The sequence below is a fragment of the Pseudoduganella violaceinigra DSM 15887 genome, from assembly GCF_000425385.1.
In the GTDB taxonomy this organism is placed as follows: domain Bacteria; phylum Pseudomonadota; class Gammaproteobacteria; order Burkholderiales; family Burkholderiaceae_D; genus Rugamonas; species Rugamonas violaceinigra.
Genome location: NZ_KE384356.1, coordinates 462,854 through 489,795, shown reverse-complemented (window position 1 = coordinate 489,795; position 26,942 = coordinate 462,854). Strand labels below are relative to the sequence as shown.

Annotated in this window: 23 protein-coding genes; 13 read left to right on the top strand and 10 right to left on the bottom strand. The window is 63.5% G+C overall.

What is annotated here, in order from left to right:
• Positions 1 to 51: 51 nt before the first annotated feature.
• Positions 52 to 1,083 (bottom strand): PAS domain-containing sensor histidine kinase, encoded by a 1,032-nt coding sequence (locus tag H597_RS31565; RefSeq protein WP_051293911.1) that lies wholly within the window; start codon positions 1,081 to 1,083, stop codon positions 52 to 54.
• 1 nt (position 1,084) lies between these two features.
• Entirely contained in the window at positions 1,085 to 4,207 is a 3,123-nt protein-coding gene (locus tag H597_RS0118915) for a DEAD/DEAH box helicase (RefSeq protein ID WP_028103516.1), read from the bottom strand.
• Positions 4,208 to 4,413: 206 nt separating this feature from the next.
• On the opposite strand from H597_RS0118915, the gene H597_RS0118910 reads away from it, so the two are divergent.
• Positions 4,414 to 6,762 (top strand): Tex family protein, encoded by a 2,349-nt coding sequence (locus H597_RS0118910; RefSeq protein WP_028103515.1) that lies wholly within the window; start codon positions 4,414 to 4,416, stop codon positions 6,760 to 6,762.
• Between the two features lie 147 nt (positions 6,763 to 6,909).
• On the opposite strand, the gene H597_RS0118905 is transcribed toward H597_RS0118910, so the two are convergent.
• Positions 6,910 to 7,233: a PadR family transcriptional regulator gene (locus tag H597_RS0118905; RefSeq protein ID WP_028103514.1), complete on the bottom strand. Its 324-nt coding sequence runs from the start codon at positions 7,231 to 7,233 to the stop codon at positions 6,910 to 6,912.
• Between the two features lie 123 nt (positions 7,234 to 7,356).
• Here H597_RS0118905 and grxD point away from each other — a divergent pair, with 123 nt between their 5' ends.
• Together grxD and H597_RS0118895 are read left to right on the top strand one after the other, a co-directional pair.
• A complete protein-coding gene (gene grxD, locus H597_RS0118900) occupies positions 7,357 to 7,674 on the top strand; it encodes a Grx4 family monothiol glutaredoxin (protein ID WP_028103513.1) in 318 nt (105 codons plus the stop codon).
• Complete coding sequence (locus H597_RS0118895) at positions 7,667 to 8,248, top strand: UbiX family flavin prenyltransferase (RefSeq protein WP_028103512.1); 582 nt, start codon at positions 7,667 to 7,669, stop codon at positions 8,246 to 8,248. Before grxD ends, H597_RS0118895 begins: the two co-directional genes overlap by 8 nt.
• Positions 8,249 to 8,457: 209 nt before the next feature.
• Here the strand turns inward: H597_RS0118895 and H597_RS0118890 are convergent, their stop codons facing one another.
• Both H597_RS0118890 and H597_RS0118885 read right to left on the bottom strand, forming a co-directional pair.
• Positions 8,458 to 8,868 (bottom strand): hypothetical protein, encoded by a 411-nt coding sequence (locus H597_RS0118890; RefSeq protein WP_028103511.1) that lies wholly within the window; start codon positions 8,866 to 8,868, stop codon positions 8,458 to 8,460.
• A 287-nt stretch (positions 8,869 to 9,155) separates the two neighbouring features.
• Positions 9,156 to 10,202 carry an MBL fold metallo-hydrolase gene (locus H597_RS0118885; protein WP_028103510.1) on the bottom strand — a complete coding sequence of 349 codons (1,047 nt, stop codon included), beginning with the start codon at positions 10,200 to 10,202 and terminating at the stop codon, positions 9,156 to 9,158.
• 49 nt (positions 10,203 to 10,251) lie between these two features.
• Between H597_RS0118885 and H597_RS0118880 the strand changes: the two genes are divergently transcribed.
• From H597_RS0118880 to H597_RS0118855, 6 genes are all read left to right on the top strand, one after another.
• Positions 10,252 to 10,653 (top strand): MerR family transcriptional regulator, encoded by a 402-nt coding sequence (locus H597_RS0118880; RefSeq protein ID WP_028103509.1) that lies wholly within the window; start codon positions 10,252 to 10,254, stop codon positions 10,651 to 10,653.
• A gap of 66 nt (positions 10,654 to 10,719) precedes the next feature.
• Positions 10,720 to 11,904 carry an isovaleryl-CoA dehydrogenase gene (locus H597_RS0118875; RefSeq protein ID WP_028103508.1) on the top strand — a complete coding sequence of 395 codons (1,185 nt, stop codon included), beginning with the start codon at positions 10,720 to 10,722 and terminating at the stop codon, positions 11,902 to 11,904.
• Between the two features lie 28 nt (positions 11,905 to 11,932).
• Positions 11,933 to 13,756 (top strand): bifunctional isocitrate dehydrogenase kinase/phosphatase, encoded by a 1,824-nt coding sequence (aceK, locus tag H597_RS0118870; RefSeq protein WP_028103507.1) that lies wholly within the window; start codon positions 11,933 to 11,935, stop codon positions 13,754 to 13,756.
• On the top strand, positions 13,749 to 14,948 hold the full coding sequence (locus tag H597_RS0118865) for an acetyl-CoA C-acyltransferase (protein ID WP_028103506.1): 1,200 nt from the start codon (positions 13,749 to 13,751) through the stop codon (positions 14,946 to 14,948). Before aceK ends, H597_RS0118865 begins: the two co-directional genes overlap by 8 nt.
• A gap of 5 nt (positions 14,949 to 14,953) precedes the next feature.
• Positions 14,954 to 15,616, top strand: a complete 663-nt coding sequence (locus H597_RS0118860; protein ID WP_028103505.1) for an SDR family oxidoreductase — start codon at positions 14,954 to 14,956, stop codon at positions 15,614 to 15,616.
• Positions 15,617 to 15,688: 72 nt separating this feature from the next.
• A complete protein-coding gene (locus H597_RS0118855; protein ID WP_028103504.1) occupies positions 15,689 to 16,816 on the top strand; it encodes an acyl-CoA dehydrogenase family protein in 1,128 nt (375 codons plus the stop codon).
• A gap of 37 nt (positions 16,817 to 16,853) precedes the next feature.
• On the opposite strand, the gene H597_RS0118850 is transcribed toward H597_RS0118855, so the two are convergent.
• Entirely contained in the window at positions 16,854 to 17,366 is a 513-nt protein-coding gene (locus H597_RS0118850; protein ID WP_028103503.1) for a hypothetical protein, read from the bottom strand.
• A 316-nt stretch (positions 17,367 to 17,682) separates the two neighbouring features.
• Here H597_RS0118850 and H597_RS0118845 point away from each other — a divergent pair, with 316 nt between their 5' ends.
• Positions 17,683 to 18,363 carry a response regulator gene (locus tag H597_RS0118845; protein ID WP_028103502.1) on the top strand — a complete coding sequence of 227 codons (681 nt, stop codon included), beginning with the start codon at positions 17,683 to 17,685 and terminating at the stop codon, positions 18,361 to 18,363.
• Here the strand turns inward: H597_RS0118845 and H597_RS0118840 are convergent.
• Positions 18,360 to 19,055, bottom strand: coding sequence for a hypothetical protein (locus H597_RS0118840; RefSeq protein WP_035374632.1), 696 nt, complete (start codon positions 19,053 to 19,055; stop codon positions 18,360 to 18,362). The genes H597_RS0118845 and H597_RS0118840 overlap by 4 nt on opposite strands.
• Positions 19,055 to 19,927 carry a MipA/OmpV family protein gene (locus H597_RS0118835; RefSeq protein ID WP_028103500.1) on the bottom strand — a complete coding sequence of 291 codons (873 nt, stop codon included), beginning with the start codon at positions 19,925 to 19,927 and terminating at the stop codon, positions 19,055 to 19,057. Before H597_RS0118835 ends, H597_RS0118840 begins: the two co-directional genes overlap by 1 nt.
• A 225-nt stretch (positions 19,928 to 20,152) precedes the next feature.
• On the opposite strand from H597_RS0118835, the gene H597_RS0118830 reads away from it, so the two are divergent.
• The gene (locus H597_RS0118830) at positions 20,153 to 21,457 is read left to right on the top strand and encodes an ATP-binding protein (protein ID WP_028103499.1); all 1,305 of its coding nucleotides are present in this window, start codon (positions 20,153 to 20,155) and stop codon (positions 21,455 to 21,457) included.
• Here the strand turns inward: H597_RS0118830 and H597_RS31560 are convergent.
• Both H597_RS31560 and H597_RS0118820 read right to left on the bottom strand, forming a co-directional pair.
• A complete protein-coding gene (locus H597_RS31560) occupies positions 21,454 to 22,365 on the bottom strand; it encodes a YihY/virulence factor BrkB family protein (RefSeq protein ID WP_035374630.1) in 912 nt (303 codons plus the stop codon). The two genes, H597_RS0118830 and H597_RS31560, sit on opposite strands and share 4 nt — an antisense overlap.
• Positions 22,366 to 22,404: 39 nt before the next feature.
• Positions 22,405 to 24,054 carry an ABC transporter substrate-binding protein gene (locus tag H597_RS0118820; RefSeq protein WP_028103498.1) on the bottom strand — a complete coding sequence of 550 codons (1,650 nt, stop codon included), beginning with the start codon at positions 24,052 to 24,054 and terminating at the stop codon, positions 22,405 to 22,407.
• Between the two features lie 124 nt (positions 24,055 to 24,178).
• Between H597_RS0118820 and H597_RS0118815 the strand changes: the two genes are divergently transcribed.
• Positions 24,179 to 25,417 carry a spore maturation protein gene (locus H597_RS0118815; RefSeq protein ID WP_028103497.1) on the top strand — a complete coding sequence of 413 codons (1,239 nt, stop codon included), beginning with the start codon at positions 24,179 to 24,181 and terminating at the stop codon, positions 25,415 to 25,417.
• 9 nt (positions 25,418 to 25,426) lie between these two features.
• Positions 25,427 to 26,932: a D-alanyl-D-alanine carboxypeptidase/D-alanyl-D-alanine endopeptidase gene (gene dacB, locus H597_RS0118810; protein WP_229632207.1), complete on the top strand. Its 1,506-nt coding sequence runs from the start codon at positions 25,427 to 25,429 to the stop codon at positions 26,930 to 26,932.
• The last annotated feature ends 10 nt before the right edge of the window (positions 26,933 to 26,942 follow it).

Sequence of the window (26,942 nt, the reverse complement as noted above, 5' to 3'; positions counted from 1 at the left end):
TTAGGACTTGCGTCAAAGAATTATCACGGTTGGTCACGGGCTGCGCAACCCTTAAGCAGCGATCGGGAGCCAAATCCGAAATTTCTTGCCGCTTTCTGGCAAATTTTCCACAGACAGTGTGCCGCCGTGGACCTCGACAACATTCCTGGCCATGTAAAGGCCGAGGCCGGAACCGGCATGCCCAGCGGCAGCCTTGCCTCGGTAACCCTTGTCGAAGAGTTTGCCTAGCTCATCATCCGGAACGGGGGCGCCATGGTCGATGACGAGCAGCTCCACCCCGCCTTCGCTGGCTTTCCTGCCATGTAATTCTATCGCAACGTTATCGCTGGTGTATTTGAGCGCATTGTCCAAAAGTATATCCAGACACAAACGCATGCCTTGCGGATCGCAACGCATCCACTGCGGCAAGCCTTCCGCGCGCACGCTGATGCCAGGGCGGCGCTGGCGCGCCTGCTCGGCCGCCGTCTCCAGCAAGGCTTGCGGCGACACCTCGTCCGCCTGGCGCTTGCGGCCGATGCTGGCCAGGCGCTCCGGGCTCAGGTATTCGTTGATCAGTTCCAGCAGGCGGTCGACCGCCGTCTGGATCTTGCGGTAGCGCTTTTTGGTATTCTCGTCGGCGTTGGCGGAGGTCATCTCCAGGCGCTGGATGGCGCCGTCGATGGTCGACAGCGGCGTGCGGAATTCGTGCGACACCATCGATGCGAATTTCTTCTGCTGCCGCTCGCGCTCGGCGCGCTCGCGGATATCGCGCACCGTGCCCACCAGGCGCAGCGCGCCGCTTTCCACATCCGGCACCAGGGTCGATTCGATTTCCACCGGGATCGGCACGCCGTCGCGGCCCGCCAGTTCGGCTTCGCGCACGGTGTGGCGGCGGGTGGTATCGCCCGAGGTGTAGGCTTCCAGCCGCGCAGGCAGTTCGCCCATCAGGCTTTCCGCCACCTGCTGCGCGCGCTCCGGCAGGTAGCCGAACAGCGCTTCGGCGCATGGGCTGACGTACAGCAGCTGGCCACTATCGCAGTCCAGCATCCAATGCACGTCGCTACTGAGGTCGAGGATCTGGCGATAGTGTTGAGCGCTCAGCATGTCAATCCTGTAAAGGTGCGAAGATCTGTTGCAGGTCTTCCTGGGTCAGCGCCATCTTCTGCGATTCGCCTTCGGCCAGCACCGATTGCGCCAGGTCCGATTTCTTCTGCTGCAGCAGCTGGATCTTTTCTTCCAGCGTGCCCTTGGCAATCAGCTTGTAGACGAAGACCGGCTTGTCCTGGCCGATGCGCCAGGCGCGGTCGGTGGCCTGGTTCTCGGCGGCCGGGTTCCACCATGGATCATAATGGATCACGGTATCGGCCGCGGTCAGGTTCAGGCCCACGCCGCCGGCTTTCAGCGAGATCAGGAAAATCGGCACCGCGCCTTGCTGGAAGGCCGCCACCTGGGCGCCGCGGTCGCGCGTTTCGCCGGTCAGGATGGCGTACGGAATGTCGCGCGCTTCCAGCTCTTCCTCGATCAGCTCCAGCATCGAGGTGAATTGCGAGAACACCAGGATCTTGCGCTTCTCTTCCAGCAGATCCTCGATCATCTGCATCAGGTCGATCAGCTTGGCCGAGCCGGTGGCGGCCGCCTTCTTGGTGCTCTTCACCAGGCGCGGGTCGCAGCAGACCTGGCGCAGCTTGAGCAACGCTTCCAGGATCACGATCTGGGAGCGGGCCACCCCTTTGCGGTCGATCTCCTCGCGCACTTTCTGGTCCATGGCAAGCCGCACGGTTTCGTACAGGTCGCGCTGCGCGCCCGACAGTTCCACCTTGCGCACCATCTCGGTCTTCGGCGGCAGCTCCTTCGCCACGCTGTCCTTGGTCCGCCGCAGCAGGAACGGCTTGATGCGGCGGTTCAGCAGCTGGCGCCGCTGCGGGTCGTCCTGGCGCTCGATCGGATGGCGGAAACTGCTGTTGAAGGTCTTCTCGTCGCCCAGCAGTCCCGGCAGCAGGAAGTGGAACTGCGACCACAGCTCGCCCAGGTGGTTTTCCAGCGGCGTGCCGGACAGGCAGAGACGGTGGCGCGCGCGCAGCAGGCCGGCGCTCTGGGCCGCCTTGGAGCGCGTGTTCTTGATGTAGTGCGACTCGTCCAGGATCACCAGGTGGAAATCGTGCTCGCGCAGCTTTTCCTCGTCGCGCGGCAGCAGGGCGTAGGTGGTCAGCACCAGGTCGGCTTGCGGGATATCCTCGAACAGTTCGGCGCGGTCCTTGCCTTGCAGCAGCAGCACCTTCAGGTCGGGGGCGAAGCGGGCGGCTTCATCCTGCCAATTGTTCATCAGGCTGGTTGGCGCGATCACCAGGGCCGGGTGGTCGAGGCGTCCCGCTTCCTTTTCCACCAGGATGTGGGCCAGGGTCTGCACCGTCTTGCCCAGGCCCATATCGTCGGCCAGGATGCCGCCGAAATTGTACTCGCGCAGGAATTGCATCCAGCTCAGGCCGTCGCTCTGGTAATCGCGCAGGGTCGCCTGCAAGCCGGCCGGGGTGGCCACCCGCTGCACCGAGGAGAACTGGTTCAGCTTGCGGCCCATGTCGCGCAGCGCTTCGCCGCCCGTCCATTGGAAGTCGACATTGCGCGACAGCTCGTCCAGGCGCGCCGCATCCAGCGAGGACATGCGCACCGAATGGCGGATCTTCTCGCTGAAGTAGAGTTCGCCGATCGTCGCCAGGATGGGCTTCAGGCGGTTCCATGGCAGGGCCACGCGGGTGCCGTCCGGCAGCGCGGCCAGCATCTGGTCGGCCTCGCCGTGCATCGCCAGCGCCTTCGGGCCGAAATCGTTGGGGAAGTTGCGTATCATCTGCACCAGCACCGGCAGCAGCGGCACGCGCTCGCCATTGATGGTGATGCCCAGCTCCAGGTCGAACCAGGTGCTGCCGTTGTCGGACGTGTCCTCCTCCACCTCGGCATACCAATCCTCGACCGCCACCATATCGTAGCGGTACTTCACCGATTTCTCGACGCGCCAGCCGGCCGCCAGCAGCTCCTCGATGCCGGATTCGGCGAACCGGATCCAGTCGGCCTGGTTCGCCAGCAGCAAGCCACCGCGCACGCTCGACAGCGGCAGGGCGGTCGGCTTGCGGAAGCCCAGCTGGGTCAGGGTGTCCAGCGCAGCCGCCTCGGCGGCCTCATCGCGCTGGATGATCTCGGTCACCTCGCCGCGCTGGCGCACCACGCGCTGCGACGGATCGAACGACACCCGCTCGCCGTCATAGTCGTAAGACAGGACGGCATAGTCGTTCCAGCGCTGCAGGGTGCCGTCGGCCAGCTGGGCCGCATCGAGCACCAGGATAGGGCGCGGCTTGACGTCGCTGCGTACGCGCTGCGGCAGCGGCTGGGGCAGCGGCATCAGCTGCTGCAAGCCATGCGCCAGCAGCAGCTGGGACACGCGCATCTTATCGCTTGGCATCAGCAACGGCGCCTGCGCCACCAGGGCTTGCAAGTCGGCCAGCGGAATCGTGGTGCCGCCCTGGTTCAGCTGCAGCACGCCGGTGGACAGATTGTCGATAAACCACGGCGGCTCGGTCGGCAGCATATAGTCGATCTGGTCGGCGCCATGGTGGCGGGCCCCCTCCGGCACATCGACCTGCCAGCCCAGGCGCAAGCCCTTGCCTTCTTCGCGCCAGGCCAGGCTGGCATTGCGCATGGCGCCCGCCTTCATCGGATACACCAGGCCGTTGCCGACATCCGACCAGGAATTTGCCCAGAGCAACTTTTCCTGCTCGGACAGCATTTGCAGCAGGGCCGCGCCGATCTTGCCGCGCGGCTCGGTCGCGCTGCCGGTCTGGGAATTGGGGCCGCTGCGCATGGCCACGAAGAAGCGCACCAGGTCCTCGTCGCCCGGCGCCAGGAAGGCCGGCGGGGCGGACAGCAGGGAGAACACTTCGCTGACCGGGCTGGCCGCGGCCACGTCGCCGTTCGGCTTCAGGCGCGCCTTGTACAGGCAGAGCGCGACATGGCGCCCGCCGCTGGTGGGCGCCAGCACGTAAATCAATCGGTAGTTGGTCTGTTTCGGGTCGATGTCGACCGGGGCCAGTTTGGGCTTGGGATGCGCGGCGGCATCCACCCGTTGCAGCCACGTCGCCACCGCATAGGGCAGCTGGTTGGGCAGAGCGGCTGGTACCGGTGCAGATGCGGGGGCCGGTGCGACTGGAGTTTCGCGGGCTTCGTCGCGGGTTATATCCATTGGGCGCATTCTTTTAAATCAGCGGTTCAAAAACAGCAACATGCAATATTATCCGCCTTCCACAGTTTCGTGTTTGTGAAAATCCTAACTTAGTGCAACTTGCGGTTAGACGGGCAAGATTAACTAATTAATAATAATCTATTCCGGTGGCCGTTGGCGATGCGGGCGTTGTATGATTTCGGCCTTCACAGTTTGGAATCACCGTCATGCTGCCTTCTATCGAACAACGCCTCGCCCTCGAACTGGCCGCCAAGCCGGTCCAGGTCGCCGCCGCCATCGCCCTGCTGGACGAAGGCGCCACCGTCCCGTTTATCGCCCGCTACCGCAAGGAAGCGACCGGCGGCCTGGACGACATCCAGCTGCGCAACCTGGAAGAACGTCTGCGCTACCTGCGCGAGCTGGAAGAGCGCCGCGAAGCGATCGTCAACTCGATTACCGAGCAAGGCAAGATGACGCCGGAGCTGCTAGATGCGGTCATGCACGCCGAGGACAAGACCCGGCTGGAAGACCTTTACCTGCCGTACAAGCAAAAACGCCGCACCAAGGCCCAGATCGCCATCGAAGCCGGCCTGGCCCCGCTGGCTGAAGCCCTGCTGGCCGACCCCAGCCTGCAGCCGGAAGAACAAGCCGCCGGCTACCTGCGCGCAGCGTTTGAAACCGCCGACGGCAAGAACCCGGGCGTGGCCGACGCCAAGGCCGCCCTGGACGGCGCCCGCCAGATCCTGATGGAACGCTTCGCCGAAGACGCCACCCTGCTGCAATCGCTGCGCGAATATGTGCAAGATCATGGCGTAGTTGAATCCAAAGTTGTTGAGGGAAAGCAAGAAGAAGGCGAAAAGTTCGCCGACTACTTCGATTATTCCGAACCGCTGGCCGCCGTCCCGTCGCACCGCGCCCTGGCCCTGCTGCGCGGCCGCCGCGAAGGCATGCTGGACGTCACCCTGCGCCTCGACACGGAAGAGGAAAAACCGAAGTGGGACGCCCCGCATAACCCCTGCGAAAGCCGGATTTCCGCCCGCTTCGGCATCAAGCAGGCCGGCCGCCCGGCCGACAAATGGCTGGCCGACACGGTGCGCTGGACCTGGCGCGTGAAGTCCTTCATGCACCTGGAAACCGAACTGATGGGCGCCCTGCGCGAGAAAGCCGAACTGGACGCGATCAACGTCTTCGCCACCAACCTGAAAGCCCTGCTGCTGGCGGCCCCGGCCGGCCCGCGCGCCACCATGGGCCTGGATCCAGGCCTGCGCACGGGCGTGAAAGTCGCCGTGGTCGACGCCACCGGCAAGGTCGTGGATACCGCCACCATCTACCCGCACCAGCCGCGCAACGACTGGCATGGCGCCCTGCACACCCTGTCGCAGCTGGCCGCCAAGCACGGCGTGCAACTGGTCTCGATCGGCAACGGCACCGCCTCGCGCGAAACCGACAAGCTGGCGCAGGACCTGATCAAGCAATGCCCCGAACTGAAGCTGACCAAGATCGTCGTCTCCGAGGCCGGCGCATCGGTGTACTCGGCCTCCGAATACGCCTCGCGCGAACTGCCGGAGCTGGACGTATCGCTGCGCGGCGCCGTCTCGATCGCACGCCGCCTGCAAGACCCGCTGGCCGAACTGGTGAAGATCGACCCGAAATCGATCGGCGTCGGCCAATACCAGCACGACGTCTCGCAGACCCAGCTGGCGCGCTCGCTGGACGCCGTGGTGGAGGACTGCGTGAACGCCGTCGGGGTCGACGTGAACACCGCCTCGGCGCCGCTGCTGGCGCGCGTTTCCGGCCTGTCGGCCAGCGTAGCGCAGAGCATCGTCAGCTACCGCGACATGAAAGGCGCCTTCGCCTCGCGCGCCGCGCTGAAGAACGTACCGCGCCTGGGCGACAAGACGTTTGAACAGGCAGCCGGCTTCCTGCGCGTGATGGGCGGCGAGAACCCGCTCGACGCCTCCGCCGTGCACCCGGAATCCTACCCGCTGGTCGAGAAGATCCTGGCCGACATCCAGAAGGACGTGCGCGGCGTGATCGGCGAAAGCAAGCTGCTGAAATCCCTGTCCCCGGCCAAGTACGCCGACGAACGGTTCGGCGTGCCGACTGTGACCGACATCCTCAAGGAACTGGAAAAGCCGGGCCGCGACCCACGTCCGGAATTCACCACCGCCACCTTCAAGGAAGGCGTGGAGGAAATCAGCGACCTGCGCCCGGACATGATCCTGGAGGGCGTGGTGACCAATGTGGCCGCCTTCGGCGCCTTCGTCGACATCGGCGTGCACCAGGACGGCCTGGTACACATCTCCGCCCTGTCGAACACCTTCGTCAAAGACCCGCACACGGTGGTGAAAGCCGGCCAGGTCGTGAAGGTGAAAGTGCTGGAAGTGGACGTCAAGCGCAAGCGCATTGCCCTGACCATGCGCCTGAGCGACAGCGCCCCGGCCGCCGGTGCGCATCCGGAGCAGCGCAGCGACCGCAACGACCGCCGCGCCATGGGCCAGCAGCAGAAGCAGCAATCGCGCGAGCCGGCCCAGCAAAGCTCGATGGCCGCCGCCTTCGCCAAACTACGCAGCTAAAAGCCGGGGTCAGGTCTGTCAATTGGACAGCCGACGCTAAGCTTTGATCTGCCTCAATACGCAAAAACCTCGATTTTTGCGTATTGAGGCAGATCAAAAGATTGTGTTGACTGTCCGAATGACAGACCTGACCCCGACTTTCAGGCTTCAGGCCGGTCTCCCGGTCTTGAGCGCCACCTGGGCGCTTTTTACCATGATTTCCAGCCGGCGCACCTGCTCGGCTAGCACCTCTCGCCCCAGTTCGGTCAGCGCGTAAATCTTGCGCCGCTCTTCCTCCGCCACCTTGACGATCAGCTTCTGCTTTTCCAGCGTGCTGAAGGCGCCATACATCGTGCCCGGGCCGATCGTCACCACGCCGCCGCTCATGGCTTCGACTTTTTGCATGATGGCGTAGCCGTGCGAGGGCTCGGTCAGGGCCGCCAGCATGTAGAAGCTGGCCTCCGATAGAGGCAGGTATTTTGAGTAATCCATATATATCGAATAGCGCTATATCGAGTATCGATATAGTGGCATTATTACATGACCCGTGTCAACTGGCAGGCGCCCGTTTCTTGGTAAAATGGCGGGATTCCAATCCTTAGCAATGAGAATGCAATGAGCGACGTACAAACCTGGATCAAAGAAACCGTGAGCAACACCCCTGTCGTGCTGTTCATGAAGGGCACCGCCCAGTTCCCGCAGTGCGGCTTCTCCGGCCGTGCCATCCAGATCCTGAAGGCCTGCGGCGTCGAGAACATCGCTACCGTGAACGTGCTGGATGACCCGGAAGTGCGCCAGGGCATCAAGGAATACTCGAACTGGCCAACCATTCCGCAGCTGTATGTGCGCGGCGAATTCATCGGCGGCTCCGACATCATGTCCGAGATGTATGAATCCGGCGAACTGAAGGCCCTGCTGGATAATAATGGCTGATCGCCCGCAGCGGCTGGTCATTGCCATCACCGGCGCCACTGGCGCCGTGTACGGTGTGCGGCTGCTGCAACACCTGCGTCAGATTGGCGGCGTGGAGACACATTTGGTGGTCTCCGACGCCGCCGTCCTCACCCTCCACCAGGAAACCGGCCTGCGGCGCAAGGAAGTCGAAGCGCTGGCCGATGTCGTCCACAAGCAGAACAATATCGGCGCCGCCATCGCCAGCGGCTCGTTCCAGAGCGACGGCATGGTGATCGCGCCATGCTCCATGAAAACCCTGGCTTCCGTTGCGCACGGCCTGTCCGATAATCTGATTGCCCGCGCCGCCGATGTGATGCTGAAGGAGCGTCGCCGCCTGGTACTGATGGTGCGCGAGACACCGTTCAATCTTGCGCATTTGCGCAATATGACGGCAGTGACGGAAATGGGCGGCATTATCTTCCCGCCCTTACCAGGGTTTTACCACCAGCCCAAAACCATCGATGAAATGGTGGACCACAGCGTGGCCCGCATCATCGATTTATTCGGCATATGTCACAATCTGGCCCCTCGCTGGAACGGCATGAACCCCTGAAAACATGCGCCTTTACGGGCGAATGTATCAATATTATTACAAAGTGGTATGGTCGTTTGTGACATGGCGGAAGGCCATTCGGGATGCGCCGGAAACTATGCCAGGCGCCTTGCTGGGGCGCGCCGGAAATCGGCGCGCTAAGTGAAACGCGAATATGGGCGGGCGCGCTGTTTATCCGCCATTTGCACAGGACAAATAGTGTCTTTGTGTTACTTTTGGTAGTTGACCCTCACCAGCATTCGAATAAATTCTCGGGCGATTTGCTTGTGATGGTCGTCCAGGCGTTGCAAATCAGCGATCAATTTGACGTCCGCCGACTCAAAACGGGCCAGGTTGCTGCCGTTCGTATCGCCGTTGTGGTGCTCGATTTCCGCCCCGCCAAAGCGCAGCCATTCGGCGGGAACGCCGAGCCATTGTGCAATCATGCGCAGCTTTTCCTGGGTCGGAATCGCCTCGCCAACCAGCCATTTCCGGGCCGCGTGGACGGTAATCGGCCTGCCCTCGAACCTGATGTTGAACTCCCGCGCCAGCCGGGTCGGGCTGTCCGGAGAGTAGTGGGCGTTTTTCAAAGCCTGCTGGAGACGCTGGCTAAAGCTTTCACGTTCGTTTGAAGAATTCATAGTTGCACTATTTCATGTCAGAACATGAATGTCAGTCTCTAGAACCTTCAGACCAATTGTGACAAATACGAAGAACAATAATTAACAATTGGCCCTACAGACTGTCCGATTTCTCTCGCTGCCATCCCGAATTTCTTTCGGTTAAAGCGATCAAAGATAGCAGAATCAACTTGTCAGGACGACAAGCAATCGGATGCAACTTCACAACGAAAGTTGACTGGCGACTACAAGCCTAGCGGCGATCTTGGTTGTCGACCGGTCGGCTGGTATTAATGACCGCCGGTAACTTAATGCGCCTTTTCAAATTTGATGATGCCGTCATTGCCGGTATCCCGGCGCACGATACCATCGCGCCACAGCTTGTGCAGGTGGGCCAGCGCCTCGCCCAGTGCGAAGCTCAGCTGGTGCGCATCCAGCGGCCGGCGGAACATAATGGGTACTACCTCGGCCGCGGAGCGCGGCTGGCCGGAGCAGGCCGCCAGCACCTCGGCCAGGCGCGCCTCGTGGTGCTCGCGCAACTGCCGGATGCGGGCGTGCAGGCCGCGGAACGGCCGGCCATGCGAGGGCAGCACCAGCACGTCGTGCGGCAGGTCCGCAAAGCGCTGCAGCGAGTCGAGGTACTGTTGCAGGGGATTGGATTCCGGCTCCACCGCAAACACCGACATATTGGTGGAGATGCGCGGCAGCACCATGTCGCCCGAGATCAGCACATTCAAGCGCGCGCAGTAGAGTGCGGCGTGCTCGGGCGAGTGGCCGAAGCCGGTGATGACGCGCCAGCCGCAGTCGCCGGCCGTGAGCGACTGCCCATCCTGCAGGCGCACATAGGAGGCCGGTACCGCAGGCACCAGCGAAGGGTAGTAGTTTTTGCGCGAGCGCATCTTTGCCAGCATGTCCGGGTCGACCAGGCCATGGCGCTCGAAGTGCGGCACGGCCGAGGGCCCATCCACGCCCGGCAGGCCGGCCGACATCATGCGCGCAAACGCATACTCGCCCGCCGTCATCCACAAGAACACGCCAAAGCGCTGGCACAGCCAGTCCGCCAGGCCCACATGGTCGGGGTGACAGTGAGTGGCCACTACGCGCAAGAGGGGCTGGCCGGCGAGCGGCCCGGCCAGCACGGCGTCCCAGGCTTGCTTGCTGGCGTCCAGCGCGACGCCGCAGTCGACCGCGCTCCAGCCGCCTTCCTCGCGCAGCAGCCACAGGTTGATATGGTCGAGGGCGAAGGGCAGCGGCAGCCGCAGCCAGGCCACGCCGGGCGCCACCTCCAGCACGGTGCCGCTGGCCGGCAGGGTGTCGCCAAATGGATAGTCAAGTTGGGATTCGAGCGGGTTCATAGGCTAGAATGCGGTTAACGTTACGTAAACGGAAGATCCATTGTAAGCCATGCCGACCTACACCATTACTGAACTGGCCCGCGAGTTCGATATCACGCCGCGCGCCATCCGTTTCTACGAAGACCAGGGCCTCCTGGCGCCATCGCGCGAGGGAGCCGGCGGCCGCAACCGCGTCTACACGCCGCGCGACCGCACCCGCCTCAAGCTGACCCTGCGCGGCAAGCGCATCGGCCTGTCGCTGAGCGAGATCAAGAGCCTGGTCGACATGTACGAGTCGCCCAAGGACACCGAAGCCCAGATGAACCGCTTCCTGGGCGTGCTGTCGCAGCACCGCGAGACGCTGGAACAGCAGCGCGAGGACATCGATATGTCCCTGCAGGAGATCGCCACCCACGAAGAGGAATGCAGGCGCCTGCTGGCGGCACTTGCAGAAAAGCAAACAACTACTTGACGTTTACGTTAACGTCACTCAAGCGTATTATCTGCTTCTCAGAATTTAACCCGAATAGAGGAAGACATGCTCCATCTCCCAGGCCTGACCTTTGACCACGGCGAGGACATCGCCGCCCTGCGCGAAGCGGTGCAACAGTTCGCCGCCGCCGAAATCGCCCCGCGCGCCGCTGACATCGACCGCAGCGACCAGTTCCCAATGGACCTGTGGAAAAAGATGGGCGAACTGGGTCTGCTGGGCATTACCGTCGGCGAGGAATACGGCGGCGCGAACATGGGCTACCTGGCCCACATCGTCGCGATGGAAGAGATTTCGCGCGCTTCGGCGTCGGTCGGCCTGTCCTACGGCGCCCACTCCAACCTGTGCGTCAACCAGATCAAGCGCAACGGCACCGAAGCACAGAAGAAGAAATACCTGCCGAAGCTGATCTCCGGCGAGCATATTGGTGCGCTGGCCATGTCCGAACCGAACGCCGGTTCCGACGTGGTGTCGATGAAGCTGCGCGCCGACTTCAAGGGCGACCGTTATGTGCTGAACGGCACGAAGATGTGGATCACCAACGGCCCGGACGCCGACACCCTGGTGGTGTACGCCAAGACCGACCTGGAAGCCGGCCCGCGCGGCATGACCGCCTTCCTGATCGAGAAGGGCTTCAAGGGCTTCTCCATCGCCCAGAAGCTGGACAAGCTGGGCATGCGCGGCTCGCACACCGGCGAGCTGGTGTTCGAAGATTGCGAAGTGCCGGCCGAGAACGTGCTGGGCGGCCTGGGCAAGGGCGTCAACGTGCTGATGTCGGGCCTGGACTTCGAGCGCACCGTGCTGTCCGGCGGCCCGCTGGGCATCATGTCGGCCTGCATGGATGCCGTGGTGCCTTACCTGCACGACCGCAAGCAGTTCGGCCAGCCGATCGGCGAATTCCAGCTGATGCAGGGCAAAGTGGCGGACATGTACTCCACCATGATGGCCTGCCGCGCCTACGTCTACGCGGTGGGCCAGGCCTGCGACCGCGCCACTTCGCCGGAGCAGGTGCGCGCCCTGCGCAAGGATGCCGCCGGCGCCATCCTGTACTCGGCTGAAAAGGCGACCTGGATGGCCGGCGAAGCGATCCAGACCCTGGGCGGCAACGGCTATATCAACGAGTACCCGGTCGGCCGCCTGTGGCGTGACGCCAAGCTGTACGAAATCGGCGCCGGCACCAGCGAGATCCGCCGCATGCTGATCGGCCGCGAACTGTTCGCCGAAACCAAGTAAACATCGCTGTTCCCTGCCGGGGCCGCCCATGATCCACGCCGCCTTCCCCAAGCTGCTGTCGTCGCAAATCGCGTTCGACATCGCGCGCACCATTCGCGAGGGGTTCGACAAGCACTACCGCCTGTTCCGGCAGGCGGCGCAGGCGGCCAAGCGGCATTTCGAGCTGGGCGATTGGGCGGTGGCCCAGCTCGCGGCGCGCGAGCGCATCGACTTTTACGACAAGCGCGTGCAGGAATGCGTGCAGATGCTGGAGGACGAATACGACCCGTCCGAGCTGACCGATGAAGTGTGGCGCGAACTCAAGCTCCATTACATCGGCATGCTGTCCGGCCACAAGCAGCCGGAGCTGGCGGAGACGTTTTTCAACTCCGTCTGCTGCAATATCCTGCACCGCTCCTACTTCCACAACGAATTCATTTTCGTGCGGCCCATGGTCTCCACCGAGTACATCGAGACGGAAGACGTGGCGCCGACCTACCGCGTCTACTATCCGGCGCAGGACGGCCTGACCTTCACGCTCAAGCGCATCGTCACCAACTTCCAGCTGAACACCCCGTTCGCCAACCTGTCGCGCGATATCGGCCTGGTGGAGGAGCGTCTGTCAAGCCTGTTCGGCACGCTGGAGCCGAATGCGCAGGTGCATGTGCTTTCCAGCCTGTTCTTCCGCAACAAGGGCGCCTACATCGTCGGCAAGGCGATCAACGGCAGCCGCGAGCTGCCGTTCGTGATTCCGATCCTGCACAACAAGAACAAGCAGCTGGTGCTGGATGCGATCCTGACCGCCGATGAACATATCGTCACCCTGTTCTCGTTCACGCGCGCCTACTTCATGGTCGATATGGAGGTGCCGTCGGCCTATGTGCAATTCCTGCGCAATCTGCTGCCGCGCAAGCCGCGCAGCGAGATTTACACCATCCTGGGCCTGCAGAAGCAGGGCAAGAATGCCTTCTACCGCGACTACCTGCAGCACCTGAAGCACTCGTCCGACCTGTTTGCCATAGCGCCCGGTATCCGCGGCCTGGTGATGCTGGTGTTCGCGCTGCCATCCTTCCCTTACGTGTTCAAGGTGATCAAGGACTTCTACCCGGCGCCGAAGGAAACCACGCGCGAGCAGATCAAGGGCAAGTACCTGCTGGTCAAGCACCACGACCGCGTCGGCCGCATGGCCGACACCCTGGAATACTCGAACGTGGCTTTCCCGCGCAACCGCTTCAGCGAGGAGCTGGTGAAGGAGCTGAAGCACTTCGCACCCTCGCTGGTGGAGGAGGACGGCGAGCAGCTGGTGATCCGGCACCTGTACATCGAACGGCGCATGGTGCCGCTGAATATGTGGCTGTCGCATGCCGACGAGGTCGGCGACGACGCGGCGCTGGAGCATGGCATTCTCGAATACGGCAACGCCATCAAGGACCTGGTGGCGGCGAATATCTTCCCGGGCGACATGCTGTACAAGAACTTCGGCGTCACCCGTCACAAGCGGGTCGTTTTCTACGACTACGATGAAATTGAATACCTCACGGACTGCAACTTCCGTGTGATTCCGGCGCCGCGCAACGAGGAGGATGAAATGTCCGCCGAGCCGTGGTACCCGATCGGAAAGCACGACGTGTTTCCCGAGCAGTTCGACAAGTTCTTGCTCGGGAACGCGAACATCCGAAAATACTTTATGAAGCACCACGCCGACCTGCTCTCGCCCTCCTGGTGGGCCAAGAAAAAAGAGCTGATCGCCAGTGGCGTCATCGAGGACGTGTTCCCGTATCCCCAGCACGTCCGGTTCTGTAATCAAAGCGCGCCGCCGGCCTCGGCGGCGCATGTAACTTCTTCCCTTTTGGAGACTTTTGAACATGAATGACCCTATCGTAATCGTCGGCGCGGCCCGTACCCCAATGGGCGCTTTCCAGAGCGACTTCGCGTCCCTGAGCGCCAATGACCTGGGCGCGGTGGCGATCAAGGCCGCCGTTGAACGCGCCGGCATCAAACCTGAAGCCGTGGAACACGTCTATTTCGGCAACTGCCTGATGGCGGGCCAGGGCCAGGCGCCTGCGCGCCAGGCGTCGATCAAGGCCGGCCTGCCGGTATCGGCCGGCGCCGTGACCCTGTCCAAGATGTGCGGCTCCGCCATGCAGGCGGCCATCTTCGCCTACGACGCCATCGCCGCCGGTTCGGCCGAGGTGATCGTGGCCGGCGGTATGGAATCCATGACCAATGCGCCTTACCTGATTCCCAAGGCGCGCGGCGGCTACCGCATCGGCCACGGCATGATGTTCGACCACATGATGTACGACGGCCTGGAAGACGCCTACACCCGCGACGCCAAGACCGGCGCCGGCCGCTCCATGGGCACCTTCGCCGAGCAGTGCTCCGCGGCTTACAAATTCACCCGCGAAGCGCAGGACAACTTCGCCATCGAATCGGTCAAGCGCGCCCAGGCTGCGCAAGCTTCGGGCGCCTTCAACTGGGAAATCACGCCAGTGACCGTATCCGGCCGCGCCGGCGACGTGGTGATCGACAAGGACGAGGGCCCGCTGAAAGCCAAGATCGAAAAGATCCCGGCACTGAAGCCGGCCTTCGCCAAGGACGGCACCATCACCGCCGCATCGTCCTCGTCGATCAACGACGGCGCCGCTGCGCTGGTCATGATGCGCGAATCGACCGCCAAGAAGCTGGGCGCCAACGTGATCGCCAAGGTCACCGGCCACGCCACAAACTCCCTGGTGCCGGAACAGTTCACCACCGCTCCCGTGGGCGCGATCCAGAAGCTGCTGGCCAAGACCGGCTGGAAAGTCAGCGACGTCGACCTGTTCGAGATCAACGAAGCCTTCGCCGCGGTGCCGATGGCGGCCATGCACGACCTGGACATCCCGCACAGCAAGGTGAACGTGCACGGCGGCGCCTGCGCCCTGGGCCACCCGATCGGCGCCACCGGCGCGCGCATCATCACCACCCTGATCGGCGCACTGAAAGCCAAGGGCGGCAAGAAGGGCGTGGCGGCGCTGTGCATCGGCGGCGGCGAAGCCACCGCCATGGGCATCGAGCTGGTCTAAGCACCATGGCGCTGGCACTCATCATCGGCGCCTCGCGCGGCATCGGCCTGGAACTGGTGCGCCAGTATCTGGCCGACGGCTGGCGCGTGATCGCCACGGCACGCAAAAAGGAAGACGTGGCAATGCTGGCCGGGATGGGTGCCGAGGCCCACAGGCTGGACGTGACAAACGTGGAAGCGGTCGCGGGCCTGGGCTGGACGCTCGATAGCGAAGCGCCGGATGTCGCCATCCTGAACGCCGGCATCTACGGTCCGCGCAGCGATGGCTTCCCGACACAGATGGATTTTGACGCCGTCATGCACACCAATGTGCTGGCGGCGATGCGCCTGCTGCCAATCATCGCTCCGCTGGTGAGCGCAGCGGGCGGCAAGCTGGCCGTGATGTCTTCCCGCATGGGTTCACTGAGCGAGCGCGATGGCTCCGGCGGTTCGCTGTACCGCGCCAGCAAGGCGGCGCTGAACTCGGTGCTGGTCGACACCGCGCATCAGTTTGCAGGGGCGACCTGTGTCGCCCTGCACCCGGGCTGGGTCCGCACCGATATGGGCGGGGCCGGCGCCACGCTGGCGGTGGAGGACAGCGCCCGCGGCATCCGCCGCGTGCTGGCTGAACTGCCCGCATCCGAACACCCCGTCTACCGAGACTATGACGGCACACCAATTGGCTGGTAACAGCAGAGCCCGTGGCAAGCAAAAAGCCTGACCCCAAGGTTGCCACGGGCTCAGCCGACTAGAAAGATAACAATGATCCTCAACGAACAACACGAAATGATCCGCGATGCGCTGCGCGCGTTTTCGCAGGAGCGCCTGGCGCCCAACGCGGCACGCTGGGATAAGGAACACCACTTTCCGAAAGAAGAGCTGAAAGAGCTGGCGGCGCTGGGCGCCTTCGGCGTGGCGGTGCCGGAAGAACTGGGCGGCGCCGGCCTCGATTATGTTTCGCTGGCCCTGGTGCTGGAGGAGATCGCGGCCGGCGACGGTGGCACGTCCACCGTCATTTCCGTGAACAACTGCCCGGTGTGCAGCATCGGCATGATGTACGCCAACGCGCAGCAGAAGCAGCAGTGGCTGCGCCCACTGGCGCAGGGCGAGATGCTGGGCGCCTTCGCGCTGACCGAGCCGCATACCGGCAGCGATGCCGCCGCCCTGCGCACGACGGCAACGCTGGATGGCGGCGAGTACGTGATCAACGGCACCAAGCAGTTCATCACTTCGGGCAAGCATGCCGACGTGGCGATCGTGTTCGCGGTGACCGACAAGGCGGCCGGCAAGAAGGGGATCAGCGCCTTCTGGGTGCCAACCAATACGCCGGGCTATATCGTAGCCGGTATCGAACACAAGATGGGGCAGCACTCATCCGACACCGCGCAGATCCTTTTCGAGAATTGCCGCGTACCGGCGGCGAACATGATTGGCGAACCGGGCCAGGGTTACAAGATCGCCCTGTCAGGCCTGGAGGGCGGGCGCATCGGCATCGCTTCGCAATCGGTCGGCATGGCGCGCTCCGCCTTTGATGCGGCGCTGAAATACGCGCGCGAACGCGAATCGTTCGGCAAGCCGATCTTCGAGCACCAGTCGGTGCAGTTCAAACTGTCGGAAATGGCGATGCAGCTGGAAGCCGCACGCCAGTTGATCTGGCATGCCGCATCGCTGAAGGATGCCGGCCAGCCGTGCCTGAAGGAGGCGGCGATGGCCAAGCTGTTTGCATCGGAGATGGCGGAGCGCGTCTGTTCCGACGCGATCCAGATCCATGGCGGCTACGGCTATACCGCCGACTTCCCGGTGGAACGGATTTACCGCGACGTGCGCGTGTGCCAGATCTACGAGGGCACGAGCGATATTCAGAAACTGTTGATCGCCCGCGCTCTGTAACGCAGGGAACTGGCGCCGCAGGCCGCGGCGCCAGGTCTTATGGCTTAGGCGTGATCTTCACCTTTACCGGCAGGGTCCATGGAGAACCAGGTTGCGGCTTGGCGCAGGTAACGCCATCGTCATAGCAAATGGAAATATCGATGCTGGTGTTATATTCGCCCGGCTTGAGATCCGGCGCCAAGGTAAACCCGAGTTTGTATTGTTTCGCAACAGGGGTAAGGTCAATGGTGAACTTGGTCATGAATGCGCCCACGCCCGGCTTTTCGACAGCTTTCAGCGCGAACGCGTCGTGAATCGCGTCACTGACTTTTGCGTCAATCACGATCAGACGGGCCTTTTCGTCGGACCCTTCGGCAATGGTCACGTCGACAGCGTTTGGCGTCAGCACGAGGATGGAAGTCGACGAGGTGTTGGAGCCGTTGCCGACGTTGCTGGCACCGTTGCCGGTGCTGACAGCAGCGCCAGGATCGCCGCCGCCGCCGCCGCAGGCAGTTGCAAGGAAGGCACTGGCGAGCAGCGCGGCTAAGACTTTCGAATTCTTGATTAACATCACCAAAGCTCCAGCTTGGAAAAAGCCAATAGGCTACAGGAATTTCACTAAATAAATTCTCACTAATTCTAACATTCCGTTGCCGCAGCGTAAATAACGGACGGGCGTTGCAGGCAGGCGACGCAGAAATTGTCAAGCATATAACTCAGATATTGTCAAGAATGTAAATTTTTGGGCGTTTGCGGCCGCTGGCCGGGTGCCGCTGCCAGCCACTCCCCAAGGGCACTTCACGAGATGTATCGCTTTGTCGGTTTTTCATTGCATATATCCCATAGGGTTGCAGCTCTTATAAAATGTCCGCCACAAGGAGAAAGTCATGGTTCATGTGATGTTGGTGGAAGACGATGCCCGGTTGGCCGAGCTGGTCACGGAGTATCTGGCGGGTTATGAGTTCAAGGTGGACGTGGTGCCGCGCGGCGATGAGGCGCTGCAGCGCTTCAAGCTGACTAGTCCCGATGTCGTGGTGTTGGACCTGATGTTGCCCGGCATGGATGGCATGAAGGTCAGCCAGCAGATCCGCGAAATCAGCGATGTGCCGATCCTGATCATGACCGCCCGTGAAGATTCCTACGACGAGGTGTCGCTGCTGGAGCAGGGCGCCGACGATTTCATCAACAAGCCAGTGCAACCGCGCGTACTGCTGGCGCGCCTGCGTGCGCTGCTGCGCCGGCGCCAAGGCAAGTCCGACGCGGACCAGCTGAGCTTCGGCCAGTTGAGCATTGCCACCAGCGACCGCTCCGTTACCTGGCGCGGCCAGCCTTGCCCGCTCTCCAACACGGAATACAAGCTGCTGCTGGTACTGGCGGAGTCGGCGGGCACCGTGCTGTCGCGCGATGCGCTGTTGAAGACCATGCGCGGCATCGAGTTCGATGGCCTGGACCGCAGTATCGACAACAGCATTTCCAAGCTGCGCCGCAAGTTCGACGATACCGACGGCGAGAAGATCAAGACCGTCTGGGGCGAGGGCTACCTGTTCTCGCCGTCGGCCTGGAATTAGTCGAACAGGGGCGCGATCGCCAGCGGGGTATTCTGGCTGACGACCTGGCCCTGGGTGGACCAGTCGGAGAAGCGGTAGGTGGCGGTGCGGTAGGCGCCCAGCGCTTCGCCGTCGAAGGCGGGGCCGTCCACCACCGGCAACGGCGCTTCGCGCGGCCCGAATTTCACCTGCACCAGCGCATCCGCGCGGTTAACAAACACGAAACGCACACCGGCGCATTTCTTGGCGCCGTAAGAGGAATCGACGAAGCGCTGGTAAGCCAGCGCCTGCTCGCAGGCGGCGTGCAGGTCGGCTGCCTCGTAAATGCCATCGTTGCGCGACAGGATCGACACGCGCGGGATAAAGCGGTAGCTGGCCATGCGCCGGTTCAGCGCTAGCACGGCGTTGTCGTCGTAGGCGGCCTTGAGCAGCGGGAACACGGCGCGGCCGGTGGCGTCCAGCGGCAGCGTCAGCTGGGTGTTCTTGCCAGTCAGCGTCAGGTGCAAGCCTTCCAGCGCGGCCGATGCATCGCGCGGGGCGACCTGGTAATGAATCTGCAGGAAGTGCTTCGGTTTGCCGTATTTGGCGAACACCACCATCTGCCGGTAGGCGTCGCGATAACTGATCCACTCCTCCTGCGCCTGGACGGCGCAAGTCGCCGCAACCAGGCACAATGCCGGCAGCGTGATACGAAGCGTCGTCGTAGTCTTCATCAGAATCGGTAGGCCAGTGCCGTGGACACGGAATAATTGGTGGGCCGCTCAACCAGCGGGCTATGTTTTGCGTCGCCGACCAGGCGGCTGACCGTTGCGCCGGAAGTCAGGATCCATGCGGGGCTCAGCGCCCAGTTCCAGCGCACGCCCGCGCGCACTTCCTGCACGCCGGCGCCGGGCCGGTAAGCCCGCATGCCGGCGCGATCCGCTTCCGCCTCCGTCACGCCGAACCAGGTCCGGTTTTCGGCGCCGTTGGCGAGCGAAAGGCCGGCCGAGAGCACCACGCAGTGGTGCGGCGCCACATCTTCCATCATGTACTGCAAGGCGGTATGCAATTGCGCGCCGTTGTGCCGCCTGCCGCTGCCGTAGGACAGGGTATTGGTGAGGCGCAGCTTGGGCGACAGATAGTAGTTGAAGAAGCCGCCGGCCAGTACGCGGCGCTGGATCACGTCCATGTCGCGCAGCCGGTCGCCGTCGTCGCCCGCTTCCGGTTCGAAGCCGACCGGATCGGCGCTGGCGAAGCCCATACGCGCGCCGGCGCCTTCGCTCACGCCGCCGGCGCCGTACGACAGGCCGTCGCGGTCGCGGCGCGGCGACAGCGTCAGCATGGGACCGAATTCCATCGAGGGCGATTGCGACAGGTGCCAGCCCAGCGACATGCTGGAGACGAAGATGCCATTGCTCCACTGGACCTGGATCACCGGCAGCGGGCGGGTGCGGTTGTCGCGCGCGCCCTCATAGCGTGGTTCAGACTGGGCGCCAATGCCAATGAACATGTCCCGGCTGCCGTCTGGCATCGGGTTGGTGGCCGGGGTCTGGGCGGCCACGGCGCCACAGGCGCCGGCAATGGCAAGGAACAGGTACTGTCGCATAAAAAACGTCTACGGTTGAACACGGAGTGGCGCACATTGTAATTGCATTACCATTCCCCCCGCCAAAACGCCCGGCTCCCAACTTCGATACGTGGCGAATTCGCCAGCCTGATAGCGCCATCATAAGCAAAAAGACATGCAAATTCCGCCCCCAGCTGTACGCTTTTTGTCGCAAATTTGTACGCCGATTCCCGCCGCTGCTGGTTTCCACTACAATTCGCCCTGATGAATCGCCTGTTTTTCCGCTTCTTTATACTGGTGATGCTGTCCATCAGTGCGGCGGCATTCATTGTCTATTTCGCGATCAATCGCCTGTTCGGCGATCCCCTCGACTCGATTGCGCGGCGCCAGGCCGCGGCCCAGATCTTCCTCCTCGAGCAGTACATCGACCAGGCCCCCGCCGACCAGTGGCTGGACCGCCTGAACAAGGTGCGCGAAGTGTCGGGCGTGCGTTTCGAACTGGTGCCGCTCAGCGAGGTGCGCCGGCAGCTGTCCGGCATCGACCTGGCGGGCTTCGAGCGCGGCGGGGTGGTGCTGGATATCGGGCGCAAGTCCTTCTACCGGCGCGTCGACATGGTCGGCGAGCGCTATATCGGCAGCAACGAGGAAGCGCTGGTGGCGCAGGATCTGCCGTTCGATATCGGCTTCGCCCTGTCGATGGAGGCGGTGCGCTACCTGATCGTGGCCCTGGTGCTGTTGATCCCGATCGCGGCCTGGTCGCGCTCGCACTGGCAGGGCTTGCAGCAGTTGTCCGACGTGGCGGACCGCTTCGGCGGCGGCGAACTGGGGGCGCGCGCCTTCATGGAACCCAAGGACAGCATCTATCCCCTGGCCGAGCGTATCAACCACATGGCCAACCGCATCGAACGCCTGCTCGAATCGCAGCGCAGCCTGCTGCATTCGGTCGGGCACGAAATCCGCACCCCGATCGCGCGCCTGGAATTCGCCCTGGAGCTGCTGCGCGACGTGGCGGAAAACCCGGCGCTCGACAAGCGCATCGGCGCCATGGAAGGCGATCTGCGCGAGCTGAAGGAACTGGTCAACGAGCTGCTCGGCATGGCCCGCCTGGACGCCGAGCCGCACCTGCAGCGCCAGCGCTTCGACCTGGGCGCGGCGCTGGCCCACTGCGGCGAGATCCTGCCGCCGTCGGACGGCATCGCCCTGGAGATGGAGCTGGGCCCCAACCTGGGCCATTTCGATGGCGACCAGCGCCTGCTGCTGCGCGCGGTCGGCAACCTGCTGCGCAACGCGCTGAAATACGGCACGCACTCGGTGCGCCTGGGCGCAACGCGCATCGGTAATGTGGTGCAGGTGGTGGTGGAAGACGACGGCCCCGGCATTCCCTATGCCGAACGCGACCGCATCTTCGAACCCTTCTACCGGCTGGACCGCAGCCGCGACCGCAACACCGGCGGCTTCGGCCTGGGCCTGTCCATCGCTCGCAAGGCGATCGAACTGCACGGCGGCACCCTGGTCGCCGGCGCCTCGGCCCTGGGCGGCGCCCGCTTCACGGTCACCCTGCCCGCCTAACCGGCGCTCTTGGTCTGCAGGCGGTGCGGCGCCCGGCCCTGTTCGCCGCGCCCGACCCGCTCGAATTCGGATATGACCTGGGCGCCGAACAGCAGCAGGGTGGCCCCGATTTCCAGGCTGAACATGACGACAATGGCGGTGGTCATGGAGCCGTACACCAGGTTCACCTGCGACAAGGTGGTGAAGTACCAGACCAGCACATGGCGCGCCACTTCCCACAGCGCGGTGGCGGTGGCGCCGCCGATCAGGGCGTGCGACAGGGACAGGCGGCCGACCGGCATCACCAGGTAGATGGAACTCAGCATGAGCACCTCGCCCGCCAGGCCCAGCAGGTAGAGCAGCACACCGGACAGGCCGTGCAGCGACCACTGGTAGCCGAACAGGCGCACGCTTTCCTGGCCGATCACTTGCAGGCCGCCGGCCACCAGGGTCATCACCAGGGCGCCGATGCCGAGGAACAGGATATAGCAATACGGCAGGATGGCGGAGACCAGGTAATGGCGGCGGCGCACCGCGGCGCGGTGCAGGAAGATGAAGCACATGGCGTTCTCCAGCACGGAAAAGGCCAGCGAACTGAAGAACAGCATCACCAGCACCAGGGCCCCGCCGACCAGTTCCCGGTGTTCCAGGAAATGGCCGACCTCGGCCACCACGGCCTGCGACTGGCCGGGGATCAGCCATTCAAGGTAGCGGCCGATGATTTGCAACAGCTCCTGCTGCGGGATCACGTGGGACAGCGCCACCACCACCAGCATCAGCAGCGGAACGATGGACAGCAGCGAGTAATAGGCCACGGCACCTGCCAGCAGCAGCCCCTGGTTGGCGCGGAAACCCTTCAGGCACTGAAGGCCGAAGTCCAGGGGATGCGCCAGCACATAGGCCAGCGCCTTGTGCTTGAGTAATCGCATCGCCCCATTCTACGCCGAAGCCGGCAGGTGGACAGCGCGCTATCTCTCGACGTCCAGATAGCGCCAGTTGGTGAATTCGACCGGATGGCGCTTATAGTGTTTGAGCCAGGGCTGCTGGATGTCGGCCGAAATCGGATGGATCAGCAGCACCCACGGGTTATAGGCGTGGATCAGCTGGTTCATCTCGCGGTAGAGCGTATCGCGCTGCGGCCCGTCGCCCAGCTGGCGCGCCTTTTCATAGCGGCTGTTGTACGCGGGCAGGTTGAAGCGGGCATAGTTGGCGCGCCCGCTGTTCGGCCCGTACAGCAGCTGGTAAAAGTTTTCCCCGTCCGGGAAATCGGCCACCCAGTTGGTTTCGAACATCTGCACTTTGCCCAGGCGGCTGGCCTTGATGATCTCGGTCTTCTTGTCCGTCTTGAAGCGGACGCGGATGCCGATGGCATTCAGGTTCTTGCGCCACAGCTCGTCGCGCAGGCGGCCCACCATGGTCGGCTCGCTGTGCATGAGCAGCGCCAGCGGCTGGCCGTTGGGCTGGCTGCGGAAGCCATCCTTGCCCACCTTGTAGCCGAAGCGGTCGAGCAGGGCCTTGGCCAGTTTCGGGTTGTAGCTGAGCGGGCTGCGGTAGGCCGGGTCATAGCCCAGCACATTGGGCGGCAGCGGGCTTTGCGCCGGGATGGCCAGGCCTTTTTTCAGCAGGGCGATGTCTTCGGGACCGTTATAGCCGAGGGCGATGGCACGCCGCAGCGCGACCTTTTCCTTGCTGTAGCCGCCGAGGACCGGGTCGTCCATATTCATCCACATGTAGTAAGTCTGCAGCACGGGGAAGGCCGACAGCACCATGCCGCGCCCGGCCAGTTCCTGCTTCAACACGGGGGCGGGCGAAGATGGGTCGAGCACCATATCGCGCATCGACTCGGGAACCTGCTCGATAAAGTCGAACTCGCCGTTCAGGAAGCCCAGCACCCGCGACTGGTATTCCTCCATGATCTTGACCTCGACCTTGTCGACCATGGGCAGCTGCCTGCCCTGCCAGACCTGGTGGTAGCCGCGGTTGGCCGCCAGGGTGATCTTGTCGCTGCGCTTCCACTGCTCGATGACGAAGGGGCCGCTGCCGACCGGGTGGTTGCCGACCTGGCTGCCGTAGGCGTCGGCCACTTCCCTGGCGACGGCGCCGGTGGCCGGCAAGGCGAGATAGAACAGCAGGCTCGGGTCGGGCTCTTTCAGCGTCATCCTGAGGGTGTACCGGTCCAGCACACGCAGCTCGGCCAGCTTGCCGTCGAACAGGAAGGACCACGGCGATTTGAGGGCCGGGTCCAGCAAACGTTCGATGGCGTATTGATAGTCGCCGGCTACAACTTCGCGTTTTTTACCGTTAAAGGCCGGATCGTCGCTGAAATACATGCCGGGCCGCAGGCGGAAGGTCCAGACCTTGCCACTGGCATCGCTGGACGGCAATTCGCGCAGGCCGCCGGGCACCAGCTTGACCGGGCGCGCATCGTAGTCATAGCGCAGCATGGGTTCGAACAGGTTTTCCAGCAGGCTCAGGCTGGCCAGGTCGGAGGCGACGGCGGGATCAAGGCCGGTCTCGCCGGTGGAGAGGAAGGCGTGCAGAACCTTGTCGGCCGCCGGCGCGGCGGGGGCGGCAAGGGCAAGGGTGATGGCGGCGGCGAGAGCGCAAAGTCGTTTCATGCGGCAGGAGCATAAGCCAGGGGGCGGCGATACGCCAGCTTATAACTTTTTTACCCGTGCGCAACGCATACTTTCACCGGCTGGCCCTATACTTTCGCTGCGAAACAGCCATCACACTACATCCATGTCCCTCAATTACATCTGGTCCGGGTTTTTCCTCGTCGGCTTTGCCGCCGCCATCCTGCAATGGCTGTTCACGGGCGACACCGAGATCTTCAAGAAGGTCATTGATGGCACGTTCGATTCCGCCAAGGCGGCCGTGATGGAAATCGCCCTGCCGCTGGCGGGCATCATGACGCTCTGGCTGGGCCTGATGAACGTGGGCGAAAAAGCCGGCGCCATCGGCTGGCTGGCCAAGCTCATTTCCCCTTTCTTTTCGCGCATTTTCCCGGACGTGCCGAAAGACCACCCGGCCACCGGCCATATGGTGATGAATTTCTCGGCCAACCTGCTGGGACTGGACAATGCCGCCACGCCCTTCGGCCTGAAAGCCATGGAAAGCCTGCAAACGCTGAACCCGGACAAGGATACCGCCAGCAATGCGCAGATCATGTTCCTGGTGCTGCACACCTCGGGGCTGACCCTGATCCCGCTGGCGATCATGGCGCAGCGCGCCATCCTTGGCGCAGCCGATCCATCGGATATTTTCATTCCGTGCATCATCGCGACCTATGTGGCGACGCTGGCCGGCATCATCGCCGTCTCGATCCGCCAGCGCATCAAGCTGTTCGACAAGGTGGTGCTGGCCTGGCTGGGCGGCATGACGGCGGCGATCGGCGGCATCATCTACTACTTCACGCACGTCCTGAGCCGCGCCGAAATTGAAGTGGTGTCCAAGGTGGCGAGCAACCTGATCCTGATCACCATCATCTCCGCCTTCCTGCTGGGCGCGCTGCGCAAGAAGGTCAATGTCTACGAGGCCTTTATCGAAGGCGCCAAAGGCGGCATCCAGACCTCCCTCACCGTGATCCCCTACCTGGTGGGCATGCTGGTGGCCATCAGCGTGGTCCGCAATGCGGGCGTGCTGGGCATGATCATGGACGGCGCCGGCTGGCTGCTGGCCAAGCTGGGCCTGGCGACCGATTTCGTGCCGTCGCTGCCGACCGCCCTGATGCGCCCCTTCAGCGGCAGCGGCTCGCGCGCACTGATGATCGATGCCATGAAAACCTACGGTCCGGATTCCTTTGTGGGCCGCCTGGCCTGCATGTTCCAGGGCTCGGCCGACACGACCTTCTACATCGTGGCCCTGTATTTCGGCTCGGTCGGCATCCGCAAAACGCGCTATGCGATTTCCTGCGGCCTGATCGCGGACTTCGCCGGTGTGCTGGCGGCAATCGCCGTTGCCTATGTCTTCTTCGGTTAAGGATTCTTGATGCGACGCCTGCTCCTCGCTACCCTGTTCGCCGCCCTCGGCGCTTCCGCGCACGCCGCATTGCCGGAACCGGTCGCCCGCCTGGCCGCCGAAAAAGGCATCCCTGAAAACGCCATCGGGGCCCTGGTGCTGCGCGGCGACCAGGTTCTGGTGTCGAACGAGTCGTCGCGCACCTTCACGCCCGCGTCCATCATGAAGCTGTTCACCACCATGGTGGGGCTGGACATGCTCGGCCCGCAGTTCCGCGGCCGCACCGAGCTGCGCACCACGGGGACCGTCGCGGCGGGCGTGCTGCGCGGCGACCTGGTGCTGCGCGGCGGCGCCGACGGCGACCTGACTGCCGACGCCTTCACGCACATGCTGGAAAAGCTGCGCACCAAAGGCATCCATCGAATCGAAGGCAATCTGGTGCTGGACCGCCAGTTGTGGCAGCCCGCCCGTGCCGATGCCGGTGCGCCGCCCTTCGACGAGTCGCCCGAAGCGTATTACAACCTGATTCCCGATGCGCTGCTGCTGAACATGAATCTGCAGACGCTCGATATCACTTCCGACGCCAAGTCGATCAAGGCCAGCGTCCTACCCGAACTGGCCGGCGTGCGCGTGCGCTCCGATATGCAGCTGGTCAACGCCGATTGCGGGCGCTGGGAAGAGGGCTGGAAGATTCCCGAATATGTCCGCGAAGGCACGAACCTGACGTTGGTGCTGAAGGGAACTTTCCCGCGCAACTGCAGCAAGACCAATGTGGTCAACGTGCTCGATCGGACCGATTACGCCGACCGTCTGTTCCGTGCGACGTGGGAACGCCTGGGCGGACGCTTCGTCGGCGCCACGCTCGAGGCCTCGGCCGAGCAGGCGCGTGCCTTCAACGGTGCGCCTTCGACCCTGCTAGCCGAGCATGTAAGCCGCTTCTTGCCCGAGATCGTACGCGACACGAACAAGCAGTCCGACAACGGCCTGGCCCGTTCGATTTTCCTCAGCCTGGGCAGCCTGCAATCCGATCCCGACCTGGGCAGCCACCCGCTGGAGGAGCCGGTGCCCATGGCACTTCCCGGCGGCGGCGAGGCCGGCCCGGCGGCCATGAGCACCAACGCGCGCGCCGAGCTCGTCATGCGCAACTGGCTGCGCGGCCACGGCATCGACGATACCGGGATGGTGTTCGACAACGGCTCGGGCCTGTCGCGCGTGGAGCGCTTCAGCCCGGCCCAGATGGGCGGCCTGTTGAAAGCCGCGCAGGAATCGCTATGGGCGCCGGAATTCCTGGCCAGCCTGCCGATTGCCGCCATCGACGGCAATATGAAGCGCCGCTTGAAGAACAGCCCGGCCGCCATGCGCGCCCGGGCCAAGACCGGCACGCTGAAGAACGTCGCCGCAGTCGCCGGCTACGTTCCCGACGCCAACGGGCAGCAATGCATCGTGGTCGTCATGGTCAACCATGAGCGCGCCGGCGGCGGCAACGGGCGCGCGATCGCCGACGGCGTGATCGACTGGGTATCCCGTCAACCTTAAGGAAAGAAAG